Here is a 20,060-nt window from a genome sequence, read left to right on the forward strand (position 1 = left end):
GTAAGGTGCAGGCATATATGAACTGGAGTGGAGGAAAAGATTCTTCTTTGTGTTTGTATAAGGTGTTTCAATCAGGCAATTATAACATCGCACATTTACTAACAAGTGTGAATGCTGTTCATGATCGTATATCCATGCATGGCGTAAGAAGAAGTTTGTTAGAAGCACAAGCTTCGTCTATTGGAATTCCACTCACAACAATTGAATTGCCGGAAGAACCTGGTATGGAAGAATATGAAAATGCGATGTTGCAAAAAGTAAATGAATTAAAGCAAACAGGCTGCACACATGCCATCTTCGGTGATATTTTTCTTGAAGATTTAAAAAATTACCGTGAACAAAAATTAGCAAATGCTGGCGTCGAATGTAGCTTTCCTTTATGGAAGATAAACACAACAGAACTTGTTCATGAATTTATCGAATTAGGTTTTAAAAGTATCATTGTTTGTATAAATGAGCAATATCTTGATAAAAATTTTTGCGGCAGAATAATCGATGAGGATTTTATAAATGATCTTCCTAAGAATGTTGATCCGTGCGGCGAGAACGGAGAATTTCATTCATTTGTTTTTGATGGGCCAATATTTAAAAAACCAATACCATTTACAAAAGGAGAAATAGTTTACAAAACTTACCACGCACCTAAAACAAGTAACGAAACTAAGCCTGACTATGGTTTTTATTTCTGCGATTTACTTCCGGCATAAGTAATTTATCCTGCAGCTGAAAAGTTTATCTTTACTAAAATGCTGCTTATGGTATTTGATCTTAGTAAACTCATTACGGTAATATTTACGCTGTTTGCTGTTATAGATATCGTGGGCTCTATTCCTATACTTATCGGTCTCAAAGAAAAAATGGGTAGCATACGTTCCATGCAGGCAACGTTTGTGTCGGGCATTTTTATGATCGTCTTTTTATTTGTAGGCAAACAGTTTCTTAGTATACTAAGTCTTGATGTACATTCTTTTGCTGTGGGTGGGTCTATAGTAATTTTTCTTATTGGATTGGAGATGGTGTTGGGTAAAGAAATTTTTCACAGCGATACAAATGCAAAAAGTGGAACTGTTGTACCCATTGCATTTCCTATCATTGCAGGCAGTGGCACGCTTACCACTATCATGTCGCTTAAAGCAAATTATGAAGACTGGTATATACTTGCCGGCATTCTTATAAATCTTGTGGTGGTTTATATCGTTCTTAAATCGTTAGGAAGCATAGAGCGTGTATTAGGTGAAGCAGGTCTTACTGCCATCCGCAAATTTTTTGGTGTGATATTATTGGCAATTGCAGTAAAAATATTCAGTACCAATCTTTCTGCATTTATGAAATAATGTTTTGGCGACAAACAGCTGTAGTAATATTAGGCTATGGTTGTGTCACTCACTTGTACGTTCGGAAATCTTTTCTGCAGTCATGAATTGTAAAAGGAGCAATGATAATCCTGATGATTTACGATTCTCTGCACAAGTGTGCGACGCAACGAAGCTGCTATAAAATATTACAGCCATGTTCATAACAAAAACCCCTGGCATTGCTACCAGGGGCTATATCCAAACACCGCACCAAAACATTTAATCTTTATCTCAAAGGGAAATGCACGCCTGCATGTAAAGACAGGTTATTTAAATTATCATACCCCAGTTTTTTATAAGCTATATAATTATAATCTGCACCAACGCTAAAACCTGAGGCGCCGCCTTTGCTAAACGGCACCATAATTCCTGCACCAGCCTGCGCAGTAAAGGATGTGCTATTGTCTGAACCTCCAAACTCGCCGAGGTACTGCCTGAAATCAATCACACTAAAACCTGCTGCTGCAGAAATGTAAGGTTGTATTAAAGCATTGCCTCCTCCCAATGGCTTGAATGCTGCTTTAGCCATCAACGGAACAGTTTGAAGAGAGTTGGTCAAAACAGCAGAAGTTTCTTCATTGTTTCCTGTTTTATAAATAGCTCTGGGATATTTTTGATAATAATCCTGGTAACCAAACTGCAGACCTGCAGACCATTTATTGTTAATGCCATACATCAATGCGCCTGTTGCACCGCGTGGAGATGCATCGCTGACAATGTTATTCTTAAAACTGCCCAGTGGAATACTATAGTTATAATTTAGGTCAAATTTCAATATGCCTTTCTGCTGTGCATTTGCAGACACTGAAGCAATGGTCATCAGTATCGCTAACACCCCTAAATATTTCAGATGTTTCATAAGTTTCTTTTTAATTGTTTGTTTGTATATAAGCAGACTGATCAAACAATGCTTTTACCTGTGCATCTGCATTAGATGCATTGAAGATGCCCTCCCCACGAACAAGTCCATTCCATACAAGACTTATTTTGTTGCTGCCGGATGCATCTTTCAGATCGAGCATATCTACTGATATTGCGCCTTCTGTTATTTGATAAATAGCGTATCCATAAGGTACATAATAGTCGTACCCGGAATATCCCCAATAATAAGGATCCCAGTAACCGCCATAAGAATCGTAATAATCTCCATAACTGACTGCTGTGGTTGATGTTTGGTAAATGCGGTTTACCGTTAATGCAAGATCCGGAGATTGATCTTTACCAACTTTTTTGTATCCACGCTGCTGCATGTATTTATCTACCGCATCAATATATGCCTGATCAGTTGCAGTTATTTCTTTTGTTACGTGTCCGTTATCAATTACTGCAACCGAATCTGTCAGGTTATACGTTTTATACCCACTGAAATTTGTTGAAGAATCATGATTGGTTACATAGATCCTTGATTCTTCGGGTGTGAGATTATTTAATGGTTCCTTTTGGCAACTCACTGCCGCTATAGCTGTTGCTAATACTGCAATCGCTCTTTTCATAATGATGTTTCTTTTCTATAGATTAATAAGAATTTCCAAACCACATCATAAGACGTTATAATATGGATAGGTTTACTTATTAGTTAAGCTTTAAGAAACATTTAGAAAAGATGTTAAATGTGTGAGAACAAAAAGCAATTGAACAATTTTTTGTGTACTGTATTAAAAAAAGAGCGCTCATAAAATGAGCGCTCTTTAAAAAATATTTGAATTCGTGCCTTACATCTCCTGTGCACCTTCTACCAATACAGTTGCTTTATTATTTAACACTTCAACAAAGCCACCTTGAATCTGAAAAGACTCTGTACTACTTTTGTCTTTAAGTATTTTTAGTTTCCCTTTTCCAAGGGCGCTTACCAATGGTGCATGTTTATCCAGCACTTCAAGTAACCCATCTATACCGGGTAACTGCACGCCATATACATCGCCGCTATAGATTTTCTTTTCCGGTGTTAATATTTCTAAAGTCATAAGGAACCCTCTAACATCCCCCGGTGGGGGAGGATTTTGCAAACACGTTTATATTGCCTATGCGCAAACGTATTTGATTTTCTTATTAATGAATAAAGAACTAAACGTACAAGAGTGCGACGCAACTAAAGCTATATTCTTTGCCGGAAGCCGGGCTCAGAATACTGTTTTCGTGAAGAGACTCTCCACGGGAAAGGTTTGGGAAGGCATTACCCTTGTGCCTGCGCCAACAATTTCTTACCTTTTTCTATTGCATCTTCGATAGTACCTACAAGGTTAAATGCAGCTTCGGGATACTGATCCACTTCTCCATCCATGATCATGTTGAAGCCTTTGATAGTATCATTAATATCAACAAACACACCCTTTAAACCGGTAAACTGTTCTGCCACATGGAAAGGCTGAGAAAGAAATCTTTGAACACGGCGTGCACGGCTTACAACAAGTTTATCATCATCACTCAATTCATCCATACCAAGAATGGCAATGATATCCTGCAATTCTTTATAACGTTGTAATATTAATTTAACACGGTTAGCACAATCGTAATGTGCATCACCTACTATCTGTGCAGTAAGGATACGTGAAGTAGAATCCAACGGATCCACCGCAGGGTAGATACCAAGGTCAGAGATCTTACGGCTCAATACCGTTGTAGCATCTAAGTGTGCAAAGGTAGTAGCGGGGGCTGGGTCAGTAAGGTCATCCGCAGGTACATAAACCGCCTGTACGGAAGTGATTGAACCATTTCTTGTTGAAGTGATACGTTCCTGCATCAGGCCCATTTCGGTAGCCAATGTTGGCTGGTAACCCACCGCTGATGGCATACGGCCAAGCAACGCTGATACTTCAGAACCTGCCTGTGTAAAACGGAAGATATTATCTACGAAGAACAGGATGTCTTTACCTTTTCCTGTACCGTCTCCATCACGGAAATATTCTGCAACGGTAAGACCACTAAGAGCCACACGTGCACGGGCTCCGGGAGGTTCATTCATTTGCCCGAATACGAAAGTGGCTTTAGATTCTTTCAAACCCTCCATATCCACTTTGCTCAAATCCCATCCACCTTCTTCCATGCTATGTTTAAAAGCAGCACCATAATTCATAATGCCTGCTTCGATCATTTCACGCAACAGGTCATTTCCTTCACGGGTACGCTCACCTACACCGGCAAATACGGACAAACCACCATAACCCTTGGCGATATTATTAATCAATTCCTGGATCAATACTGTTTTACCCACACCAGCACCACCAAACAGACCAATCTTTCCGCCTTTTGCATAAGGTTCGATCAGGTCAATTACTTTAATACCGGTAAACAATACTTCTGTTGCAGTACTCAGGTTCTCAAATAATGGTGGTAAAGCATGGATAGGACGACCATTTACTTTACTAACCTGGGGCAAACCATCAATCGCGTCACCGGTTACGTTGAACAAGCGGCCATTGATTGCATCTCCCGTGGGCATTGCAATGGCAATTCCCGTATCAATTACTTCTGTACCACGCACAAGACCTTCTGTACCATCCATTGCAATCGTACGAACACTGTCTTCACCAAGGTGTTGCTGAACTTCAAGAACCAGTTTATCACCGTTATCTCTTTTCAGTTCCAATGCGTTATAGATCTCGGGCAGGTTGCCATCTGCAAACTGTACGTCTACTACCGCACCAATGATCTGTTTGATCTTCCCTTTATTAGCCATAAATGACATTTATTTTTAGCAGGTTTTCAAATTATTTCAAACAAAATGTATGAAAAACGGGCTATTCAAATAGCATTAAATCCAATTTCGGCCGCAAAGGTAAGGGAATAGCGGTTTCAAAGTTTTTATGAAGCAAAGTTTCGTCAGGGATTTTTTGAGCCCGGCTTTTATTTAGACATTATGCTTTCGTTGCGTCGCACTCGTGTGCGTTTTGTATAAAATTCAGCAATAGCGTACTCTTTGAATTTTATATTTTACCGATTAAAAACTATCATCAATCATATTTTTTCTGAGGTAAATTTGTCTTTCAAATAATTAACTTATGAAGCACAGAAAACTAGGAAACACAGGTGTAGAATTATCTGCTATTGGCCTTGGCTGCATGGGTATGAGCTTTGCTTATGGCCCACGCAACGATGAAGATTCTATTGCTACACTAAACCGGGCACTTGAACTGGGTATTAATTTTTGGGATACAGCTGACATGTATGGCATGGGACACAATGAAGAACTCATTTCAAAAGTGCTGGTACCTAACAGGGACAAAGTATTTATCGCCACTAAATTTGGCTTCCGTTTACGGGAAGGAGCCACGGGGTTTGTTGGCACGCCGGCTTCTTATTTTGATGGATCGCCTGCCTATCTTAAAGAGGCAGTTGAAAAAAGTTTACAACGTTTAAAGATCGACACTATTGATCTCTATTATGCACATCGCATAGATCCGAACGTTCCGGTGGAAGATATGGTTGGTGCTATGGCCGACCTGGTAAAAGAAGGCAAAGTAAAATACCTGGGACTATCTGAAGCATCTCCAAAATCAATTCGCAAGGCACATGCTGTACATCCGATCACTGCATTACAAAGTGAATATTCGTTATTAACGAGAGATATTGAAGGCGGGATACTTGATACCTGCAGAGAACTCGGCATTACTTTAGTTCCTTACAGCCCGCTTGCGAGAGGACTTGTAACAGCTACCGTAACGAATATGGATGAACTGGCAACGGATGATTTCAGGAGAACCCTTCCACGTTTTAAAGATGATTCATGGGACAATAATCAAAAGCTGGTAGATGAATTTGCTGCTATTGCAAAAAGTAAAAATACTACGGCTGCACAATTAGCATTGGCATGGGTGCTTGCTCAGGGTGATGATATGATTCCGATTCCAGGCACCAAGAAAAGAAAATACCTGGAAGAAAACGCGGCTGCGGTTGACATTGAACTAAGCAATGCTGATCTTCTGCAAATTGAATATCTGTTAGATAAATATCCTAATGTTGGCCAACGCTATAGCGATGGCGCATTGAAACTGGTGAATCATTAATTATATAGAGCTTGAAGGTTTTTCAAACCTTCAAGCTCTTAGATTACTTTAGCTATTATATATAACAGATGCCATATAAAGTAAGTGTACAAGAGTGCGACGCAAGTAAAGTTTAATGCTTATTCCAATGCCGGGCTCAAAAGGTCTATTTCTTATTAACCATGTAAACACCTGCAAGAATAATAATTAAACATCCTATCTCTGCAAGTGTAATAGTTTCTCCATAAAGCAATCCCCAGATAACAGCAATAATTGGAATACCATAAGTAACCAACGAAGCAAACAAAGGGCCTTCTTTTTTTACAAGCATATAGAATAATATGGTAGCAACCGCGGTACCCATAACACCCAATAACGCAGAAGCTAACGTAGCATGCAGATATGTTGGTTGCAATAATGGCAATTGAAAATAACCTGTTGCAGCAAGAATGATAAATGCAGGTATTAATAGAAAACTAAATGATAAAGCGGCCACATGCAAAGAAGCTGTTTGCTGTAAATAACGGCTTACCATATTTACATTACATGCATAACAAATAGTGGCCAGCAAAACTAATGATGCATAGGAAAGGTCATTAAAACTAATACCCTGGTGTGTGGCAAAAGGTAATAATACAAGACCCGTAAAACCAATGATTACTCCGATGATCTTTTTTACACCCGCAGTAAGTTTAAAAAAGGTTACACCGATAATAATGGTGAATAAAGGTGTTAAAGAATTCAATATCGCTGCGAGTGAACTATCAATTCTTGTTTCAGCAAGGCAATAAAGAAAAGCAGGGAAAAAACTGCCAAGTAACCCGGAAAGTATTACAAACACACGTTTTTCTTTTGCCACATTTTTAAATGCTTTCACACCAAAAGGCACCAGCACAATCGCTGCACTTAATATGCGTATGGCAGCAACCTGGTAGGCGCTCAATGCCTGCATACCAAGTTTCATAAGTATGAATGAACTGCCCCAGATAACTGCGAGTATGATAAACAATATCCAGCCTGTAACACTTTTTGCCAATTCCAAAAATTTTCGCAAAGGTCTCTTTTTAAAACAATAAAAGATAACTTTAAAACAAATTGATATATATATGGGTGTCATAAAACTGAACGCTATTAGCACAAGAGCTCCGAAGAATGTTGATAAAGAAAAAACAGAGGCAAAAACAACTTCTTTATTAACAGAGCTGGATGAATTGCAAAATCTTCTATATGCAGAAAATAAACATGCTGTATTGGTGGTAATACAAGGCATGGATGCAAGTGGTAAGGATGGCTTGACACGAAATGTATTTGGTGATCTTAATCCGCAGGGCGTTACCGTTCAATCTTTTAAAGTTCCTACAGCCCTTGAATTATCACATGATTTTCTTTGGCGCATACACCAGCATACACCGCCAAAAGGAATGATTCAGCTTTTTAACCGTTCTCATTACGAAGACATAATTGTAACACGGGTCCATAAAATTATTGATGATGATATGGCAATAAAAAGAATGAAAGCCATTAATGATTTCGAGGACTTACTTACAAAACACAACAGCACGCACATCTTGAAATTTTATTTGCATGTATCTAAAGAAGAACAGCACCAAAGACTCGAAGAAAGGCTAAGTGATAAAACCAAACAATGGAAGTACAACGAAAAAGATTTCGAAGAGGCCAAGCTTTGGAATGAATACATGAAAGTGTATGAAGATTGTTTTAAAAACTGTAATAACATACCCTGGACAATAGTGCCATCAGATCAAAACTGGTATAAAGAGTTCATTATTGCAAATGCATTACATAAGTTATTAACCTCGCTAAAGATGCGTTATCCCGGCTTAAAGAAATAGCAATATTTGTTTTAGCAGGATTTTTTGTTACCTTGTTTTCTATTCCTCACCTTAAAACCAACCTTATGGGATTTGTAAAAGAATTTAAGGAGTTTGCCGTAAAGGGAAATGTAATTGATCTTGCTGTCGGTGTTATCATTGGCGGCGCATTCGGTAAAATCATAGACTCGGTTATTAATGATCTTATAATGCCGCTTGTTGCAAAAATTATAGGCTCCCCGGATTTCTCTAATGCCTATATTCCTTTGGTCGATGGCATCCCGCCCGGCACTTCACTTGCTGATGCAAAAAAAATAGGACCAGTATTCGCTTACGGTAATTTCCTGACTGTAGCTATCAATTTCTTCTTATTGGCTTTAGCTGTTTTTTTAATGGTAAAAGCTATCAATAGACTTAAAAGGAAACAGGAAGTTGCTGCCCCCGCCGCACCTCCTGAGCCTTCTTCTACAGATAAATTGCTAATGGAGATACGCGATTCACTTAAAAAGTAATTATTGTGGAATACTTGTGAGGGAAACAGCCCTCTGTTCCATTGCACATCATACCTTTGAAATCCCGGTACGCTATAGCCGCCGGGATTTTTCTTTTAAAATTATACATGTGAGCGCACCTGCATACCAAATAAAACTTCCGCAATTTGAAGGCCCTTTTGACCTGCTGCTTTTTTTTATTGAAAGAGATGAAGTGGACATTTATGATATTCCTATCACAAAGATCATCAAAGATTTTCTTGCCTATATACATGACCAGGAAAAGCTGAATATAGAATTAAGCAGTGAGTTTATTTTGCTGGTTTCAACATTGATGCGCATCAAGGCAAAAATGTTATTGCCAAGAAAAGAAATTGACGCACAGGGTAATGAAATTGATCCGCGACAGGAACTGGTTGATAAAATTCTTGAATACAAAAAATTCAAAGAAGCTGCCGTGCAAATGGCCGGGATGGAAGCTATGCGCATGCTAATGATGAAACGCGGCAATCTGCAGAAAGAACTTGCACAGATTGGCGAAGAAGCATCAGAAGGCACAGAGATACAAACGGTAACGCTCTTCAAATTAATGAAGGCTTTTGAAAAAGTTATGCAGCGTGTACATGACCGCAACAACAAGCCTGTACACACTGTGGTGCGTTATAATTACACCATGGAAGGCAGCCGCGAAAACATGCTTGAAATGGTAAAGCAGCAGAAAACTGTTTCATTCGAAAAAATATTTGAACAATGCAATGACCGCATACATGCTATTTTTCTTTTTTTATCGATGCTTGAATTGGCACAACAGAAATATATGAGCATAATGGTAGGCGAAGGCCGTAATAATTTTATTGTGGAATGGAATGAGAACAGAGAAGAAGAAATAGAAACCGAAATAAACGTTCCCGCAAACTAATCCTTTATATATATTATAGATTTTTATGCCCCCATCTGTGGAAACGCTGATGGGGCTTTTGTTGCGTCGCACTCTTGTACACTTTGTTCATTGCCGGGCATATATAAGAACGTACAAGTGAGTTACACAACCATTGTTACATAGTGATTCAATGGCCTGCTACATAAATTATTAAACACGCAATTCAAATCCTGCATTTGCTAAAGCAATTGCCAGTTGCTTTTCCGGCCGCAAATAATTTTGAGCGTATGTATAATTTGCCTGCATCATCTCATATCTCAATGCATCTTTTTTAATAAGCAAGTCAGTAAGCGATAAAAAATGATCTGTTGATTCATAAGCAAAATAATTTGTTTGCTCCTGTACCGGAGCGTGTAACAAAAAATCGTTTATATTATTTGAAATAATAGCTTTTGAAAACATTATGTATTCACCAAACTTCCAGCCTATTGAATTAACCAGTCCGCCTGTGGATACGCCGATCGCGGATTGTTTCAGATCCTGTAAATATTTTTTCTTATGCGTTTGCTTTAGCGGTATGATCAATTCAGGACACACCGTTCTTGCATAAGCTGTATCTTCAACACCACCATTGTAGTAATTGCTGAAATGTTCTCTTAGCCCTTTTACAAAAGCTATTCTTTCTGCATTTAATCTTATACGTTCTTCATACTTATGCCCTTCAACTCTTTGTGGATCCCATAAACGTGGTGAGAAAACTATAACAGGTTTTGTTGTATGAAATGGTTTTGCGTTGAAATATTTTATGTTAGCAGAACTTGCGCCATTCTTAATTTTAAAAATATTGCTCAGAAAAATATTACTTCTTACATACGTGGAAACAGCATTCTTAAAACCCGGTTTTAAAAGTGATCGTTTTAATGAAAAATCATGAACAGAAGTAATATAAAAATTTAAACCCCATGGAATGATCTTTGGGTTATTTATTTTAATAACAGGTGTTACGCTTCTTTTAAAATAATAATCGCACCAGTTGTATGCTTCTTTTGCAATATATCCGGGACTGTCGTGCATTTCAAAAATAATCTTCTTATTTTCAATGATGCATTTAAAGAACGGCGTACCAAAACCTGTGTCTTCTCCTTTTTTTATGGCAACATTTATAAGTCCAAGCTGCCGGAGTATACCAAAGCCAACATAAACCTGGTTAAGATGCAAAACGTCTGTACTTAGAAAAAGTGTTGCGTTTAAAGGTTTATGCATGTATTAGTTTTGTTTCAAAAATATACCTGTTTATTGAATTATTTCTATAGCAAAGATGGAATTGGCAAAAGATAAAAAGTTTTCAGTAGTTCAGATCATTGACCGCTTAAATATTGGTGGTACAGAAAGAGTGTTGGTAACACTTAGTAACCTGCTGCAGGATAATGGTCATCATGTAGCTGTTGTTACAACTGTAACAAAGGGTCCGCTTGCAGTAATGTTGAACAAAGAAATTCCGGTTATTGAATTAAAAAGAAAATGGAAATGGAATCCTGTAACTATGTACAGGCTTATAAAAGCAGTTAAGCATTTTGATATTATTCATGTACACTCTTCCTATAATCTGCGCTATCTTTTTCTTGCTGTATCTATATTCCGTTTAAAGAGGCCAATTTTTTTTCATGAACATTTCGGTGATATTAATATTGATCAATCTGTACGCTGGCATACAAAACTTATTTATCCCAAAACAATTCTTATAGCGGTATCAAAGCAGATCGCAGATTGGGCCATGGAAAAATTGAAGATGCCTGCATATAAAGTATTTGTGTTGCCTAATACGGTTATTAGGGGAAAATATCCGTCAGTACAATTAAAAAAAGATGGAATAAAAAGGTTGCTGATCGTTTCTAATTTCAGGCCTACAAAAAATATTCTTGCGGGTATACAAATATTGGAAAATTTATTGAGCAGGGGGTCATCGTTTCATCTTACGATCATGGGGCAGGTCGCAGACAAAGCATATTACGATAGCATTGTTAACTATATAGGTATTCAACAATTGCAGGAAGCTGTAAGTATAAGAACAAAAGAAACAGATATACAATCTGTGCTGTATGAATTTGATCTGGCAATGCATACAGCTACATCAGAATCGGGGCCGCTGGTTTTAATCGAATACATGGCACAGGGCTTACCATTTATTACCTATGATACGGGTGAAGTAGTACAGCAAATAAAGAGTGATCTACCTGAATGCGTTATGCAAAACTTTGATATTGAAGAATGGTCAAACAGGATACAGGAATTATTGCAGAAGGATAACGATGCATTGCAACAACAATTACTAAAGCTTTTTGATACTTATTATTCAGTGGATGCTTATTATGAAAAATGCCTGCATATTTATCGCAAGGGGCTGGAGATGTGCTAATGGATTTTTTATGAAAAAAATTGAGGATAGTTTCCATTTTTTTTATGCTGAATAAAGAGCAAAACGTACAAGTGAGTGACACAACAAAAGCTTAATATTTATCCTGCGTAAAGTTCAAAATTCTTTCTCCTGTTTATATCCATTTTCGCCTAAAAGCTTGCCAGTACTGTTACGCCGCCCTTTACAACCTGGTTTAATTGTACGTTGATTTTTGCATTTAGTGGAAGCAAAACATCTACACGACTACCGAATTTTATAAATCCAAATTCAGCGCCTTGTTTCACTTCTTCACCTACATTCAGGTAATTGCAAATTCTTTTTGCAAGAGCGCCTGCAATTTGTTTTACCAGAATAATACCGTTTGGATTTTCTATTACGACGCTGTGGCGCTCATTTTCTTCTGAAGATTTTGGGTTCCATGCTACCAGATATTTTCCTTTGTGATATTTACTGTATTTCACATTTCCTGCGATGGGATTTCGGTTTACATGTACATTGGCGGGGCTCATGAAAATGCTAACTTGTATACGCTTATCCTTGAAATATTCTTTGTCGGTTATTTCTTCTATAACTACAACTTTGCCGTCTGCAGGACATATAACCTGGCGCTCGTTGATGGAGAGTATGCGTTTGGGTATCCTGAAAAAAGAAACAATGAAAAGAAAAAAAATTAATGTAACTACAAAAATGGCAATTGTAAGCCAGGGTGCCGCAGCACTCAAAAAATTAAAAGAAGCAATGTTAATCAGCCCAAATAAAAAGGCGGCAATACCGATGGACTGATATCCTTCCCTGTGAATTGTCATGAAGCAGGAATTGAGCGGCAAATATAATCACAACGGACATATGGTTTGCAAATGGGGATTGATGTGTTTACGAATAAAACATTTTATTACATGGTCATAAGTTTAAAGCAGGTAACAAAATTCTTTTCAGGTCCTTTTTATTACTGATATTTATTCTTTTAAATATGCATTAAATGATTGCAAATCTGCTTAGAAAGTTTAGTAGCATTTACAAAAAGGTTGTGCCATTCAATGCCGCAACGGATAAACTGTTGCGTATAGATTTCACCGCTTCAAATAAAATATTAACCGGAGAGATATTTGAACATACGGAAAAATTTACTGCATATATAGCAACCCAACTGTTGAATGCAGATGCAGTTTATGGCATTGGTGGTTATAACGAAAGCAGAACAGTGTACAGTCGCAGTAAACATTTTGACTCAGCGGATGGTACGGAGCCGCGGAGGGTGCACCTGGGTATAGACATTTGGGGTGCTGCCGGAACACCTGTATTTGCACCAATAGGTGGCATGGTACATAGCTTCGCATACAATGACCATTTTGGAGATTATGGCGCTACAATAATCTTACTACATCAGCTGGATGGCATGCCATTTTATACGTTGTATGGTCATCTTTCGTTAAAAGATATCTCAGTTCTTAAAGAAGGTCAGTATATAAATATTGGCGAAGAGTTTGGTCATTTTGGATTACCGGAAGAAAATGGCCACTGGCCGCCACACCTGCATTTCCAGGTGATAGAAGATATGCAACTACATAAAGGGGATTATCCCGGTGTATGTAAATTTAGTGAGCGTGAAAAGTACCTTGCCAATTGCCCTGACCCCGATCTTATGCTTAATATGATGCAGCATGCAAAACAGCAATCATAATTTTATAACTGTTGAAATTCATTTTTTCATTATACCAATTAGTTTTTACTTTAGCGCAGCCTAAAAATTAAACTTATGAATAAAGAACATTTTGATGAGCATAGCATAAGAAAATATACACTTACCATTTTTCTTGCATTTGCGGCTGTGTTTTGTTTTGTAATATTAATGATGCAATGGAAGGGAGATTTTATACCTGGTAGTGAGCATGCTTCAGTAACCGTAACTGAAGGTGTTAAGGAAGAAGTTGCTACAGTAGAAAAAGTTACGCCCAATCCGGCATCAATAAAAGTAACATTACCTGCAGGTATTGAAATCGAAGCATTAAAAGGCGGCATTGAAGATAAACTGACAGCTTTTTTAAATGATCCTGACTCCAAACCAGGTAAAGATGTGTGGTTCGATTTTGATAACCTGAATTTTAAAACCAACAGTGCAGAAATAACTGAAGAAAGCAATGTACAGGTACAAAACATTGCGGCCATATTAAAGGCTTACCCCAAACTGAAAATAAAAATAGGTGGTTATACAGATAAGACAGGCGATAGTGTTGCAAATGTACAATTATCACAAAAACGTGCTGATGCAGTGCTGGAAGCTTTAAAGAAAACAAATGCCAATCCTGAACAATTATTGGGCGCTGAAGGTTATGGTTCTCAATATGCAAAAACTGCAGCTGATGCACCGGACGAAGAACGCAAAAGAGACAGAAGGATATCTCTGAGCGTTAGAGAAAAATAGTTTGTTATAAAATCATTTACTGTGCCACCATTTTTTGCGGAATTTATTTTTTGTGACAAGCATTGGAATAAAATGAAGCATTTGTTGCGTCGCACTCTTGTGCGCTTTCTCATATAATCGCAGTTTTATTTTAGATATTGAGTATCAATCAACTTATTTTTTATAGATCTGTAAACTTGAGAAAAATAGCTTTATTTAGCTTATTCTTTTAATGCGTATTATATACAAATTAATGTGTTTATAATTTTGCTGTAATAATTAATGTTGCAACTTTGTCTAAATACAATCGATAATATCAACCTAATTTAACTAGGTGTTTTTCATAGGTTAGCAACGGCCCTGGTATTCTTACCAAGGCTTTTTTATTTATAGCTAATAATAATTGCGTGGCTTTTTCTTTTAATGGCAGAAACATCATGAAGATGCCATGAAAAATAAATGTACAAGTGAGTGACACAACGGAAGGCGCAACGGAGACCTGCTAATAGTCAACAAAAAATTAAAATTTTTCGTAAAGCAACCTGAGTTTTTCTCTTGTCATGATCTTTTCCCAATCTTTTCCCAATGCATTTTCCCAAAGTGGCTTCATGCCCATTGATACATTGATCATGGCTTCAAATTGTTCATCAGTAAGGCCTTTACAAATACCAGAAGGAATATCGATCTTATTTTTTTCTACCATTCTTTTGAATTCAGCAACACCTTTGGGATAATATTCTTCAAGATGATTCATCACAATACAGTTACCGATGCCATGTCTTGTGCCAAGCAAATAACTCAAGCCATAACTTACTGCATGCGCAACACCAACCTGTGAATAAGCGATGCTCATACCCCCTGCATAAGAAGCCATCATCAGCTTATCATCACACTCATCATCCCAGGCATTTTTTTCAAGAAATATATATTGACAAAGCTCCAGTGCCTTTTCACCATAACTTTTGCTGAATTCATTCAGGAAAGTGCCCTGCAGGCTTTCAATGCAGTGAATATAACAATCCATACCTGTATAAAACCGTTGATTGGATGGTGCGTTGGCAGTAAGTTCCGGATCAAGTATGATCTGATCAAATGGCGTAAAATCAGAGTTCATGCCTAATTTTTTGGTTGGGCCGGTAAGCACGCAGGTGCGGCTTACTTCTGCACCGGTTCCGCTTAATGTAGGTATGCCAGCCTTATATACACCGGGGTTTTTTACAAGATCCCATCCCTGGTAATCGGCAGAAGAACCAGGGTTGTTCATCATTAGTGAAACTGCTTTTGCTAAATCCATCACTGAACCGCCACCAATACCAATGATACCCGAAATATTGCCAAATTCATCTTTTAATTGTTGTGCCAGCTCATCCACATAAGTGGTTTTAGGCTCGTAGCTTACATCAGCTAAAAGAATTTTATCGTTGCCGCGCAAAGGAATTCTGTTTACAAGAGGTTTGTTTTGAAAAAAGTGATCAACCAAAAAGATCATTGGAGCATTGGCTTTTCGATTGGGTGCAAGTATTTCATCAAGCTGGTTGAAACTACCTCTGCCATACACCACATAACTCACCATTTTGAAATTGCGGAACTGTGCCATAAAAAAATTTTTGCAAAGTTAGTAGATTGCTGCATTTAAGCTAAATTAAGGAAAGGCAAGTATACTAAGCGTCTGCACTATAAGTGGGCGCTCATAGCCTTTCTGCAATAAGTAGCGGGTCGTTTTCATTTTCTTTACAAGCACAGTGTCTGTCTTTAAAGACTGCCATTTTACAGAGGCTAATCTTTGGAGTGTTTTCATATAAGCTAATTCATCAATATTATTGAGTGCTGTATTGATGTTATAATTGCTGATCCTGTGCTGCAGCAATGCCTGTCTTATTTTTATACGCCCCCATTTTTTTATCCTGAATTTTCCGCCAGCAAAAAGGATGGCAAATCTTTCTTCATTCAAATAATTACTTTCTATCAGCCAGCCTAGTATTTCATCAACCTCTGTTTTGTGCAAGCCAAAACTGTATAATTTTTTCATTACTTCTGCGTGTGATCTTTCCTGATAAGCACAATAATTTTTAGCTTTCTGTTGTATTACAGATAATGAAAATTTTATACCCAATTGATGAGATTTGTTTTGTAATAATAAAAAAGATTCCGGTTTCGTTAAAAAATTGTAGTTTACATTTACACTCCATAAGGATTTATCGGATGAATGACAGCAAGCCCCAGGTGCTTTTAATTGACGACGATCAGGTATACTTATTTGCCGCCACCAAAACTATAGAAGCTACAGGACTGGCCGGCACTGTAGATGTATGCACAAACGGATTGGATGCTCTTGAGTACCTGAATAGAATAATTAGCTCATCAGGAAAATTACCCGATGTTATTTTTATTGATATCAATATGCCGGTAATGGATGGATGGGAATTTCTCGAAGAATATAAAACATTATCGACACGCATTAACGACAATATTAAAATTTATATCTTAAGTTCCTCTGTTGATAAAAATGACATTATGCGCTCTAAAGAATACAACAGTGTAATTGAGTATGTGGTAAAGCCTGTATACAAGGAAAAGTTCAGCGAAATTCTTCAGTCGGCTATCAGTTAATGCTCACACACAAATAATTCACATTCGCCTGTTGATAAGTTGCCAACGCAAAATACATCTTGCTTTGTATGGTTATTTTACAGTAGGTTTGTTCCTACACAAAAATACTTACCAGTAACATGAAATTCATAGTTTCCGCTTCCTCGCTGCTTAAGCACCTTCAACAAATAAGTGGTGTAATAAATGCTAATACCGTTTTGCCCATACTCGAAGATTTTCTTTTTGATATTGAAGATAAAAAATTGAATATTCTTGCGACTGACCTTGAAACGGTAATGCGGGTGCAAATGGAAGTAGAAAGTAAAACAAATGGTAAGGTTTGTATACCTGCAAAGATCCTGATTGATTCTCTGAAGAATATTCCCGATCAGCCTCTTACTTTTAACATTGACAAAAATTATACAGTCGAAATTACCAGCGACAATGGTAAGTATAAAGTAATGGGCGAAAACCCTGATAATTTTCCAAAAGAGCCGGTACCCGACGATACCAATTCTTTCAAAATGAGTAGCACTGCATTATTAAGTGCTGTAAACAATACTTTATTTGCCGTAAGCAATGACGACCTGAGACCAGCTATGACAGGTGTTTTTTTTGAGTTGAGTAAAGATGCGGCACAGTTTGTAGCTACCGATGCACATAGGCTGGTGCGCTATAAAAGAACAGATGTTAAGTGCCCAAAGAACGAAAGCTTTATTGTACCGAAAAAGCCACTTAACCTGCTCAGAAATGTTTTACCAGACAATGAAGATGAACTGAACATCAGCTATAACAGCAATCATCTTTTTGTAACACACGGCTCTACACAACTGATATGCCGCCTGATCGATGCACGTTTTCCTGATTATAAAGTAGTAATACCAACTGATAACCCTTACAGGTTAGTGGTAAATAAAAACGATTTCCAGAATGCGTTACGCAGGGTAAGCGTTTTTAGTAATAAAAGTACCAATCAGGTTGTATTAAGCATTAGTGGCAGTGAATTGCAACTCGCGGCACAGGACGTCGATTTTAGTTTTGAAGGTAATGAACGCATGAACTGCCAGTATGATGGCGAAGATCTCCAGATAGCATTTAATGCCAAATTTCTAATTGAAATGCTCAATGCAGCAGATACAGACGAAATAAAAATTGAATTGTCTACCCCAACAAAAGCCGGAATCATAAAACCAACAGAGCAGGGCGTAGGTGAAGATCTTTTAATGCTCGTAATGCCGTTAATGTTAAATAATTAAAAGATTCAAAAGTAAAGAGGCGCCCCAAAGTCGTAAAGATTTCGGGGCTTTTTTATGTAAATTTTTTAGAGCCCATCAATTCAATAAAATGGCATCGCCTCTTGCGTCGCACTCTTGTACCATTGATATAAAGTCGACAAAAACCAATTTTAATTCAGTATAAAAAAATAATTCAGAATTTTATTCTGAATGTTATTATATTTACAGAAAAATAATCGATATGGATGTAGTGCTGGATAATATTGATTTGCAAATTCTAAACCTGATGCAATCCAATGCCCGTATCTCAAATTCTGATCTCGCAAAGGAAATTAATATGGCCCCTTCCGCTGTGTTGGAAAGAGTAAAAAAGCTGGAACAGAAAAAGGTCATCAAACAATACAATGCAGCTATTGATCCTGCATCGGTACAGCAAAAATTACTTGCTTTCATTTTTATAAAATCTAAAGAAGGATTTACCTGCTGCAGCGATATAGCACAGCAGCTGGCCAATATTCCCGAAGTGCAGGAAGTGCACCATATAGCAGGCGAAGATTGTTTTTTAATCAAAATAAGAACAGCAGATTCCGCTTCATTAATGGCGCTAATGCGTAATTCATTGCAAAAGATTCCAAATATCTTATCTACAAAAACTACTATTGTTTTAGAGACAGTGAAAGAGCAACAACAACTGGTAATCCCTAAACCTGTAAAGGCTATTGTTTAATTGAATCAACCGAAAAAATGCTAACCGATAAAATCTGAATGTTATGAGCAGCACAACTACCAAACAGGCATCTGCATTAATGGTCATAATTGCTTTTGCAACCGTTTACCTGGTTTGGGGTTCTACTTATTTTTTTATACAAAAAGCAGTTTATGATATTCCACCATTTATCATGGGAGCTTTGCGTTTTTTAGTTGCCGGCCTGTTGTTGCTATTCTGGTGCATTTATAAAAAAGAAAAGCTATGGAACCCCCAACAAATAAAAGTAGCAGTATTAAGTGGGTTCTTATTACTGTTTATAGGCAATGGGGCAGTTATATGGGCTGAGCAAAAACTACCCAGTTCACTTGTTGCAGTGCTTGTTTCCGCAGCTCCCTTATGGTTTGTATTACTCGATAAACCAAAATGGAAAGAAAACCTTACCAGCCGCCCGATTCTTATAGGGCTTTCAGTAGGATTTATAGGTGTAATACTTCTTTTCAGTGAAAAAGTTTCTGAAGCACTTTCATCCTCAGGGAGTGTAGAACAGGTCTTGGGCCTGTTGATATTAATTATTGGTTCTATGAGCTGGGCAGGGGGTTCACTGTATTCCAAATATAAAGGCACCGGATCTGCAATAGTAAACACTATGTGGCAAATGCTGGCTGCAAGTTTTGCATTCACAATCTTTAGCTTTGCAGGCAATGAATGGAAAGGTTTTCAATGGCAGTCAGTAAGTAACGAAGCATGGCTCTCTGTGCTTTATCTTATAACAATGGGCTCTCTTGCAGGTTACAGTGCTTATGTGTGGCTGCTACAGGTAAGGCCTGCTACACAGGTTAGCACGTATGCCTATGTAAATCCTGTGGTTGCAGTTTTACTCGGTGTATTCTTTGCAGGTGAACACATGAGTACAATACAGATCGTGGGTTTGGCTGTAATATTAACCAGTGTATTACTAATTAATCTTGCCAGACAAAGAAAAGAAAAACAGGTGCTTGCTGCTAAAAGATCTTTAAAGATGGAAGCAGCATAATTAAAATAAGTGGGTTTAGTGAGTGATTTTTATAAGAGGCCGTAGCATTTGCTATGGTCTCTTTATTTTGATATTTCTACCTGTATTATTAGTAGCAAATATTCTCTGGCATAGAACTTGTCTTTCTGGCATAAATT

Annotated in this window: 22 protein-coding genes; 13 read left to right on the forward strand and 9 right to left on the reverse strand. The window is 37.6% G+C overall.

From position 1 onward, the window contains the following. Positions 1-5: 5 nt before the first annotated feature. The gene (locus FRZ67_RS11035) at positions 6-707 is read left to right on the forward strand and encodes a Dph6-related ATP pyrophosphatase (RefSeq protein WP_225975591.1); all 702 of its coding nucleotides are present in this window, start codon (positions 6-8) and stop codon (positions 705-707) included. 48 nt (positions 708-755) lie between these two features. Next, a complete protein-coding gene (locus FRZ67_RS11040; RefSeq protein WP_147189612.1) occupies positions 756-1,334 on the forward strand; it encodes a MarC family protein in 579 nt (192 codons plus the stop codon). Between the two features lie 247 nt (positions 1,335-1,581). On the opposite strand, the gene FRZ67_RS11045 is transcribed toward FRZ67_RS11040, so the two are convergent. From FRZ67_RS11045 to atpD, 4 genes are all read right to left on the reverse strand, one after another. Further along, complete coding sequence (locus FRZ67_RS11045) at positions 1,582-2,214, reverse strand: outer membrane beta-barrel protein (protein WP_147189613.1); 633 nt, start codon at positions 2,212-2,214, stop codon at positions 1,582-1,584. 10 nt (positions 2,215-2,224) lie between these two features. After that, the gene (locus FRZ67_RS11050; protein WP_147189614.1) at positions 2,225-2,848 is read right to left on the reverse strand and encodes a DUF4136 domain-containing protein; all 624 of its coding nucleotides are present in this window, start codon (positions 2,846-2,848) and stop codon (positions 2,225-2,227) included. Between the two features lie 219 nt (positions 2,849-3,067). After that, positions 3,068-3,319 (reverse strand): ATP synthase F1 subunit epsilon, encoded by a 252-nt coding sequence (gene atpC / locus FRZ67_RS11055; protein WP_147189615.1) that lies wholly within the window; start codon positions 3,317-3,319, stop codon positions 3,068-3,070. Between the two features lie 209 nt (positions 3,320-3,528). Then, positions 3,529-5,031: a F0F1 ATP synthase subunit beta gene (gene atpD, locus FRZ67_RS11060; RefSeq protein WP_147189616.1), complete on the reverse strand. Its 1,503-nt coding sequence runs from the start codon at positions 5,029-5,031 to the stop codon at positions 3,529-3,531. A 322-nt stretch (positions 5,032-5,353) separates the two neighbouring features. Between atpD and FRZ67_RS11065 the strand changes: the two genes are divergently transcribed. Further along, positions 5,354-6,358 (forward strand): aldo/keto reductase, encoded by a 1,005-nt coding sequence (locus FRZ67_RS11065; RefSeq protein WP_147189617.1) that lies wholly within the window; start codon positions 5,354-5,356, stop codon positions 6,356-6,358. A 145-nt stretch (positions 6,359-6,503) separates the two neighbouring features. Here FRZ67_RS11065 and FRZ67_RS11070 read toward each other — a convergent pair whose 3' ends face one another. Further along, positions 6,504-7,391 (reverse strand): DMT family transporter, encoded by an 888-nt coding sequence (locus FRZ67_RS11070; RefSeq protein WP_158638355.1) that lies wholly within the window; start codon positions 7,389-7,391, stop codon positions 6,504-6,506. 52 nt (positions 7,392-7,443) lie between these two features. Between FRZ67_RS11070 and FRZ67_RS11075 the strand changes: the two genes are divergently transcribed. The 3 genes from FRZ67_RS11075 to FRZ67_RS11085 all read left to right on the forward strand — a co-directional run bounded on the left by FRZ67_RS11075 (position 7,444) and on the right by FRZ67_RS11085 (position 9,579). Next, on the forward strand, positions 7,444-8,190 hold the full coding sequence (locus FRZ67_RS11075) for a PPK2 family polyphosphate kinase (protein ID WP_147189619.1): 747 nt from the start codon (positions 7,444-7,446) through the stop codon (positions 8,188-8,190). Between the two features lie 65 nt (positions 8,191-8,255). Further along, on the forward strand, positions 8,256-8,681 hold the full coding sequence (mscL, locus tag FRZ67_RS11080) for a large conductance mechanosensitive channel protein MscL (protein ID WP_147189620.1): 426 nt from the start codon (positions 8,256-8,258) through the stop codon (positions 8,679-8,681). A 109-nt stretch (positions 8,682-8,790) separates the two neighbouring features. After that, the gene (locus tag FRZ67_RS11085; RefSeq protein WP_147189621.1) at positions 8,791-9,579 is read left to right on the forward strand and encodes a segregation and condensation protein A; all 789 of its coding nucleotides are present in this window, start codon (positions 8,791-8,793) and stop codon (positions 9,577-9,579) included. A 171-nt stretch (positions 9,580-9,750) separates the two neighbouring features. Here the strand turns inward: FRZ67_RS11085 and FRZ67_RS11090 are convergent, their stop codons facing one another. Next, on the reverse strand, positions 9,751-10,803 hold the full coding sequence (locus tag FRZ67_RS11090; RefSeq protein ID WP_147189622.1) for a hypothetical protein: 1,053 nt from the start codon (positions 10,801-10,803) through the stop codon (positions 9,751-9,753). A gap of 55 nt (positions 10,804-10,858) precedes the next feature. Here FRZ67_RS11090 and FRZ67_RS11095 point away from each other — a divergent pair, with 55 nt between their 5' ends. Further along, the gene (locus FRZ67_RS11095) at positions 10,859-11,956 is read left to right on the forward strand and encodes a glycosyltransferase family 4 protein (protein WP_147189623.1); all 1,098 of its coding nucleotides are present in this window, start codon (positions 10,859-10,861) and stop codon (positions 11,954-11,956) included. Positions 11,957-12,105: 149 nt separating this feature from the next. Here the strand turns inward: FRZ67_RS11095 and FRZ67_RS11100 are convergent, their stop codons facing one another. Next, positions 12,106-12,762: a phosphatidylserine decarboxylase family protein gene (locus FRZ67_RS11100; RefSeq protein ID WP_147189624.1), complete on the reverse strand. Its 657-nt coding sequence runs from the start codon at positions 12,760-12,762 to the stop codon at positions 12,106-12,108. Between the two features lie 173 nt (positions 12,763-12,935). On the opposite strand from FRZ67_RS11100, the gene FRZ67_RS11105 reads away from it, so the two are divergent. Both FRZ67_RS11105 and FRZ67_RS11110 read left to right on the forward strand, forming a co-directional pair. Beyond that, on the forward strand, positions 12,936-13,637 hold the full coding sequence (locus FRZ67_RS11105; RefSeq protein ID WP_147189625.1) for a peptidoglycan DD-metalloendopeptidase family protein: 702 nt from the start codon (positions 12,936-12,938) through the stop codon (positions 13,635-13,637). 75 nt (positions 13,638-13,712) lie between these two features. Beyond that, on the forward strand, positions 13,713-14,378 hold the full coding sequence (locus FRZ67_RS11110; RefSeq protein WP_147189626.1) for an OmpA family protein: 666 nt from the start codon (positions 13,713-13,715) through the stop codon (positions 14,376-14,378). 499 nt (positions 14,379-14,877) lie between these two features. On the opposite strand, the gene FRZ67_RS11115 is transcribed toward FRZ67_RS11110, so the two are convergent. Further along, positions 14,878-15,954 carry an iron-containing alcohol dehydrogenase family protein gene (locus FRZ67_RS11115; RefSeq protein ID WP_147189627.1) on the reverse strand — a complete coding sequence of 359 codons (1,077 nt, stop codon included), beginning with the start codon at positions 15,952-15,954 and terminating at the stop codon, positions 14,878-14,880. A gap of 45 nt (positions 15,955-15,999) precedes the next feature. Next, entirely contained in the window at positions 16,000-16,386 is a 387-nt protein-coding gene (locus tag FRZ67_RS11120; RefSeq protein WP_147193197.1) for a regulatory protein RecX, read from the reverse strand. A gap of 173 nt (positions 16,387-16,559) precedes the next feature. Between FRZ67_RS11120 and FRZ67_RS11125 the strand changes: the two genes are divergently transcribed. From FRZ67_RS11125 to FRZ67_RS11140, 4 genes are all read left to right on the forward strand, one after another. Next, entirely contained in the window at positions 16,560-16,967 is a 408-nt protein-coding gene (locus FRZ67_RS11125; RefSeq protein WP_147189628.1) for a response regulator, read from the forward strand. 119 nt (positions 16,968-17,086) lie between these two features. Further along, the gene (dnaN, locus tag FRZ67_RS11130) at positions 17,087-18,202 is read left to right on the forward strand and encodes a DNA polymerase III subunit beta (RefSeq protein WP_147189629.1); all 1,116 of its coding nucleotides are present in this window, start codon (positions 17,087-17,089) and stop codon (positions 18,200-18,202) included. Between the two features lie 220 nt (positions 18,203-18,422). Beyond that, on the forward strand, positions 18,423-18,908 hold the full coding sequence (locus FRZ67_RS11135; protein WP_192903909.1) for an Lrp/AsnC family transcriptional regulator: 486 nt from the start codon (positions 18,423-18,425) through the stop codon (positions 18,906-18,908). 43 nt (positions 18,909-18,951) lie between these two features. After that, positions 18,952-19,923, forward strand: coding sequence for an EamA family transporter (locus tag FRZ67_RS11140; RefSeq protein WP_225975578.1), 972 nt, complete (start codon positions 18,952-18,954; stop codon positions 19,921-19,923). Positions 19,924-20,060 lie beyond the last annotated feature (137 nt).

The sequence above is a fragment of the Panacibacter ginsenosidivorans genome, from assembly GCF_007971225.1.
Taxonomy (GTDB): Bacteria; Bacteroidota; Bacteroidia; order Chitinophagales; family Chitinophagaceae; genus Panacibacter; species Panacibacter ginsenosidivorans.

Excerpts from the sequence above, each read along its gene's own strand:
- FRZ67_RS11065 (WP_147189617.1), top strand. The coding sequence starts at position 5,354 with ATGAAGCACAGAAAACTAGGAAACACAGGTGTAGAATTATCTGCTATT.
- FRZ67_RS11125 (WP_147189628.1), top strand. The coding sequence starts at position 16,560 with ATGAATGACAGCAAGCCCCAGGTGCTTTTAATTGACGACGATCAGGTA.
- FRZ67_RS11135 (WP_192903909.1), top strand. The coding sequence starts at position 18,423 with ATGGATGTAGTGCTGGATAATATTGATTTGCAAATTCTAAACCTGATG.
- FRZ67_RS11120 (WP_147193197.1), bottom strand. The coding sequence starts at position 16,386 with ATGAAAAAATTATACAGTTTTGGCTTGCACAAAACAGAGGTTGATGAA.
- FRZ67_RS11045 (WP_147189613.1), bottom strand. The coding sequence starts at position 2,214 with ATGAAACATCTGAAATATTTAGGGGTGTTAGCGATACTGATGACCATT.
- atpD (WP_147189616.1), bottom strand. The coding sequence starts at position 5,031 with ATGGCTAATAAAGGGAAGATCAAACAGATCATTGGTGCGGTAGTAGAC.
- FRZ67_RS11050 (WP_147189614.1), bottom strand. The coding sequence starts at position 2,848 with ATGAAAAGAGCGATTGCAGTATTAGCAACAGCTATAGCGGCAGTGAGT.
- FRZ67_RS11040 (WP_147189612.1), top strand. The coding sequence starts at position 756 with ATGGTATTTGATCTTAGTAAACTCATTACGGTAATATTTACGCTGTTT.
- mscL (WP_147189620.1), top strand. The coding sequence starts at position 8,256 with ATGGGATTTGTAAAAGAATTTAAGGAGTTTGCCGTAAAGGGAAATGTA.
- FRZ67_RS11095 (WP_147189623.1), top strand. The coding sequence starts at position 10,859 with ATGGAATTGGCAAAAGATAAAAAGTTTTCAGTAGTTCAGATCATTGAC.
- atpC (WP_147189615.1), bottom strand. The coding sequence starts at position 3,319 with ATGACTTTAGAAATATTAACACCGGAAAAGAAAATCTATAGCGGCGAT.
- dnaN (WP_147189629.1), top strand. The coding sequence starts at position 17,087 with ATGAAATTCATAGTTTCCGCTTCCTCGCTGCTTAAGCACCTTCAACAA.
- FRZ67_RS11110 (WP_147189626.1), top strand. The coding sequence starts at position 13,713 with ATGAATAAAGAACATTTTGATGAGCATAGCATAAGAAAATATACACTT.
- FRZ67_RS11115 (WP_147189627.1), bottom strand. The coding sequence starts at position 15,954 with ATGGCACAGTTCCGCAATTTCAAAATGGTGAGTTATGTGGTGTATGGC.
- FRZ67_RS11100 (WP_147189624.1), bottom strand. The coding sequence starts at position 12,762 with ATGACAATTCACAGGGAAGGATATCAGTCCATCGGTATTGCCGCCTTT.
- FRZ67_RS11105 (WP_147189625.1), top strand. The coding sequence starts at position 12,936 with ATGATTGCAAATCTGCTTAGAAAGTTTAGTAGCATTTACAAAAAGGTT.
- FRZ67_RS11140 (WP_225975578.1), top strand. The coding sequence starts at position 18,952 with ATGAGCAGCACAACTACCAAACAGGCATCTGCATTAATGGTCATAATT.
- FRZ67_RS11090 (WP_147189622.1), bottom strand. The coding sequence starts at position 10,803 with ATGCATAAACCTTTAAACGCAACACTTTTTCTAAGTACAGACGTTTTG.
- FRZ67_RS11075 (WP_147189619.1), top strand. The coding sequence starts at position 7,444 with ATGGGTGTCATAAAACTGAACGCTATTAGCACAAGAGCTCCGAAGAAT.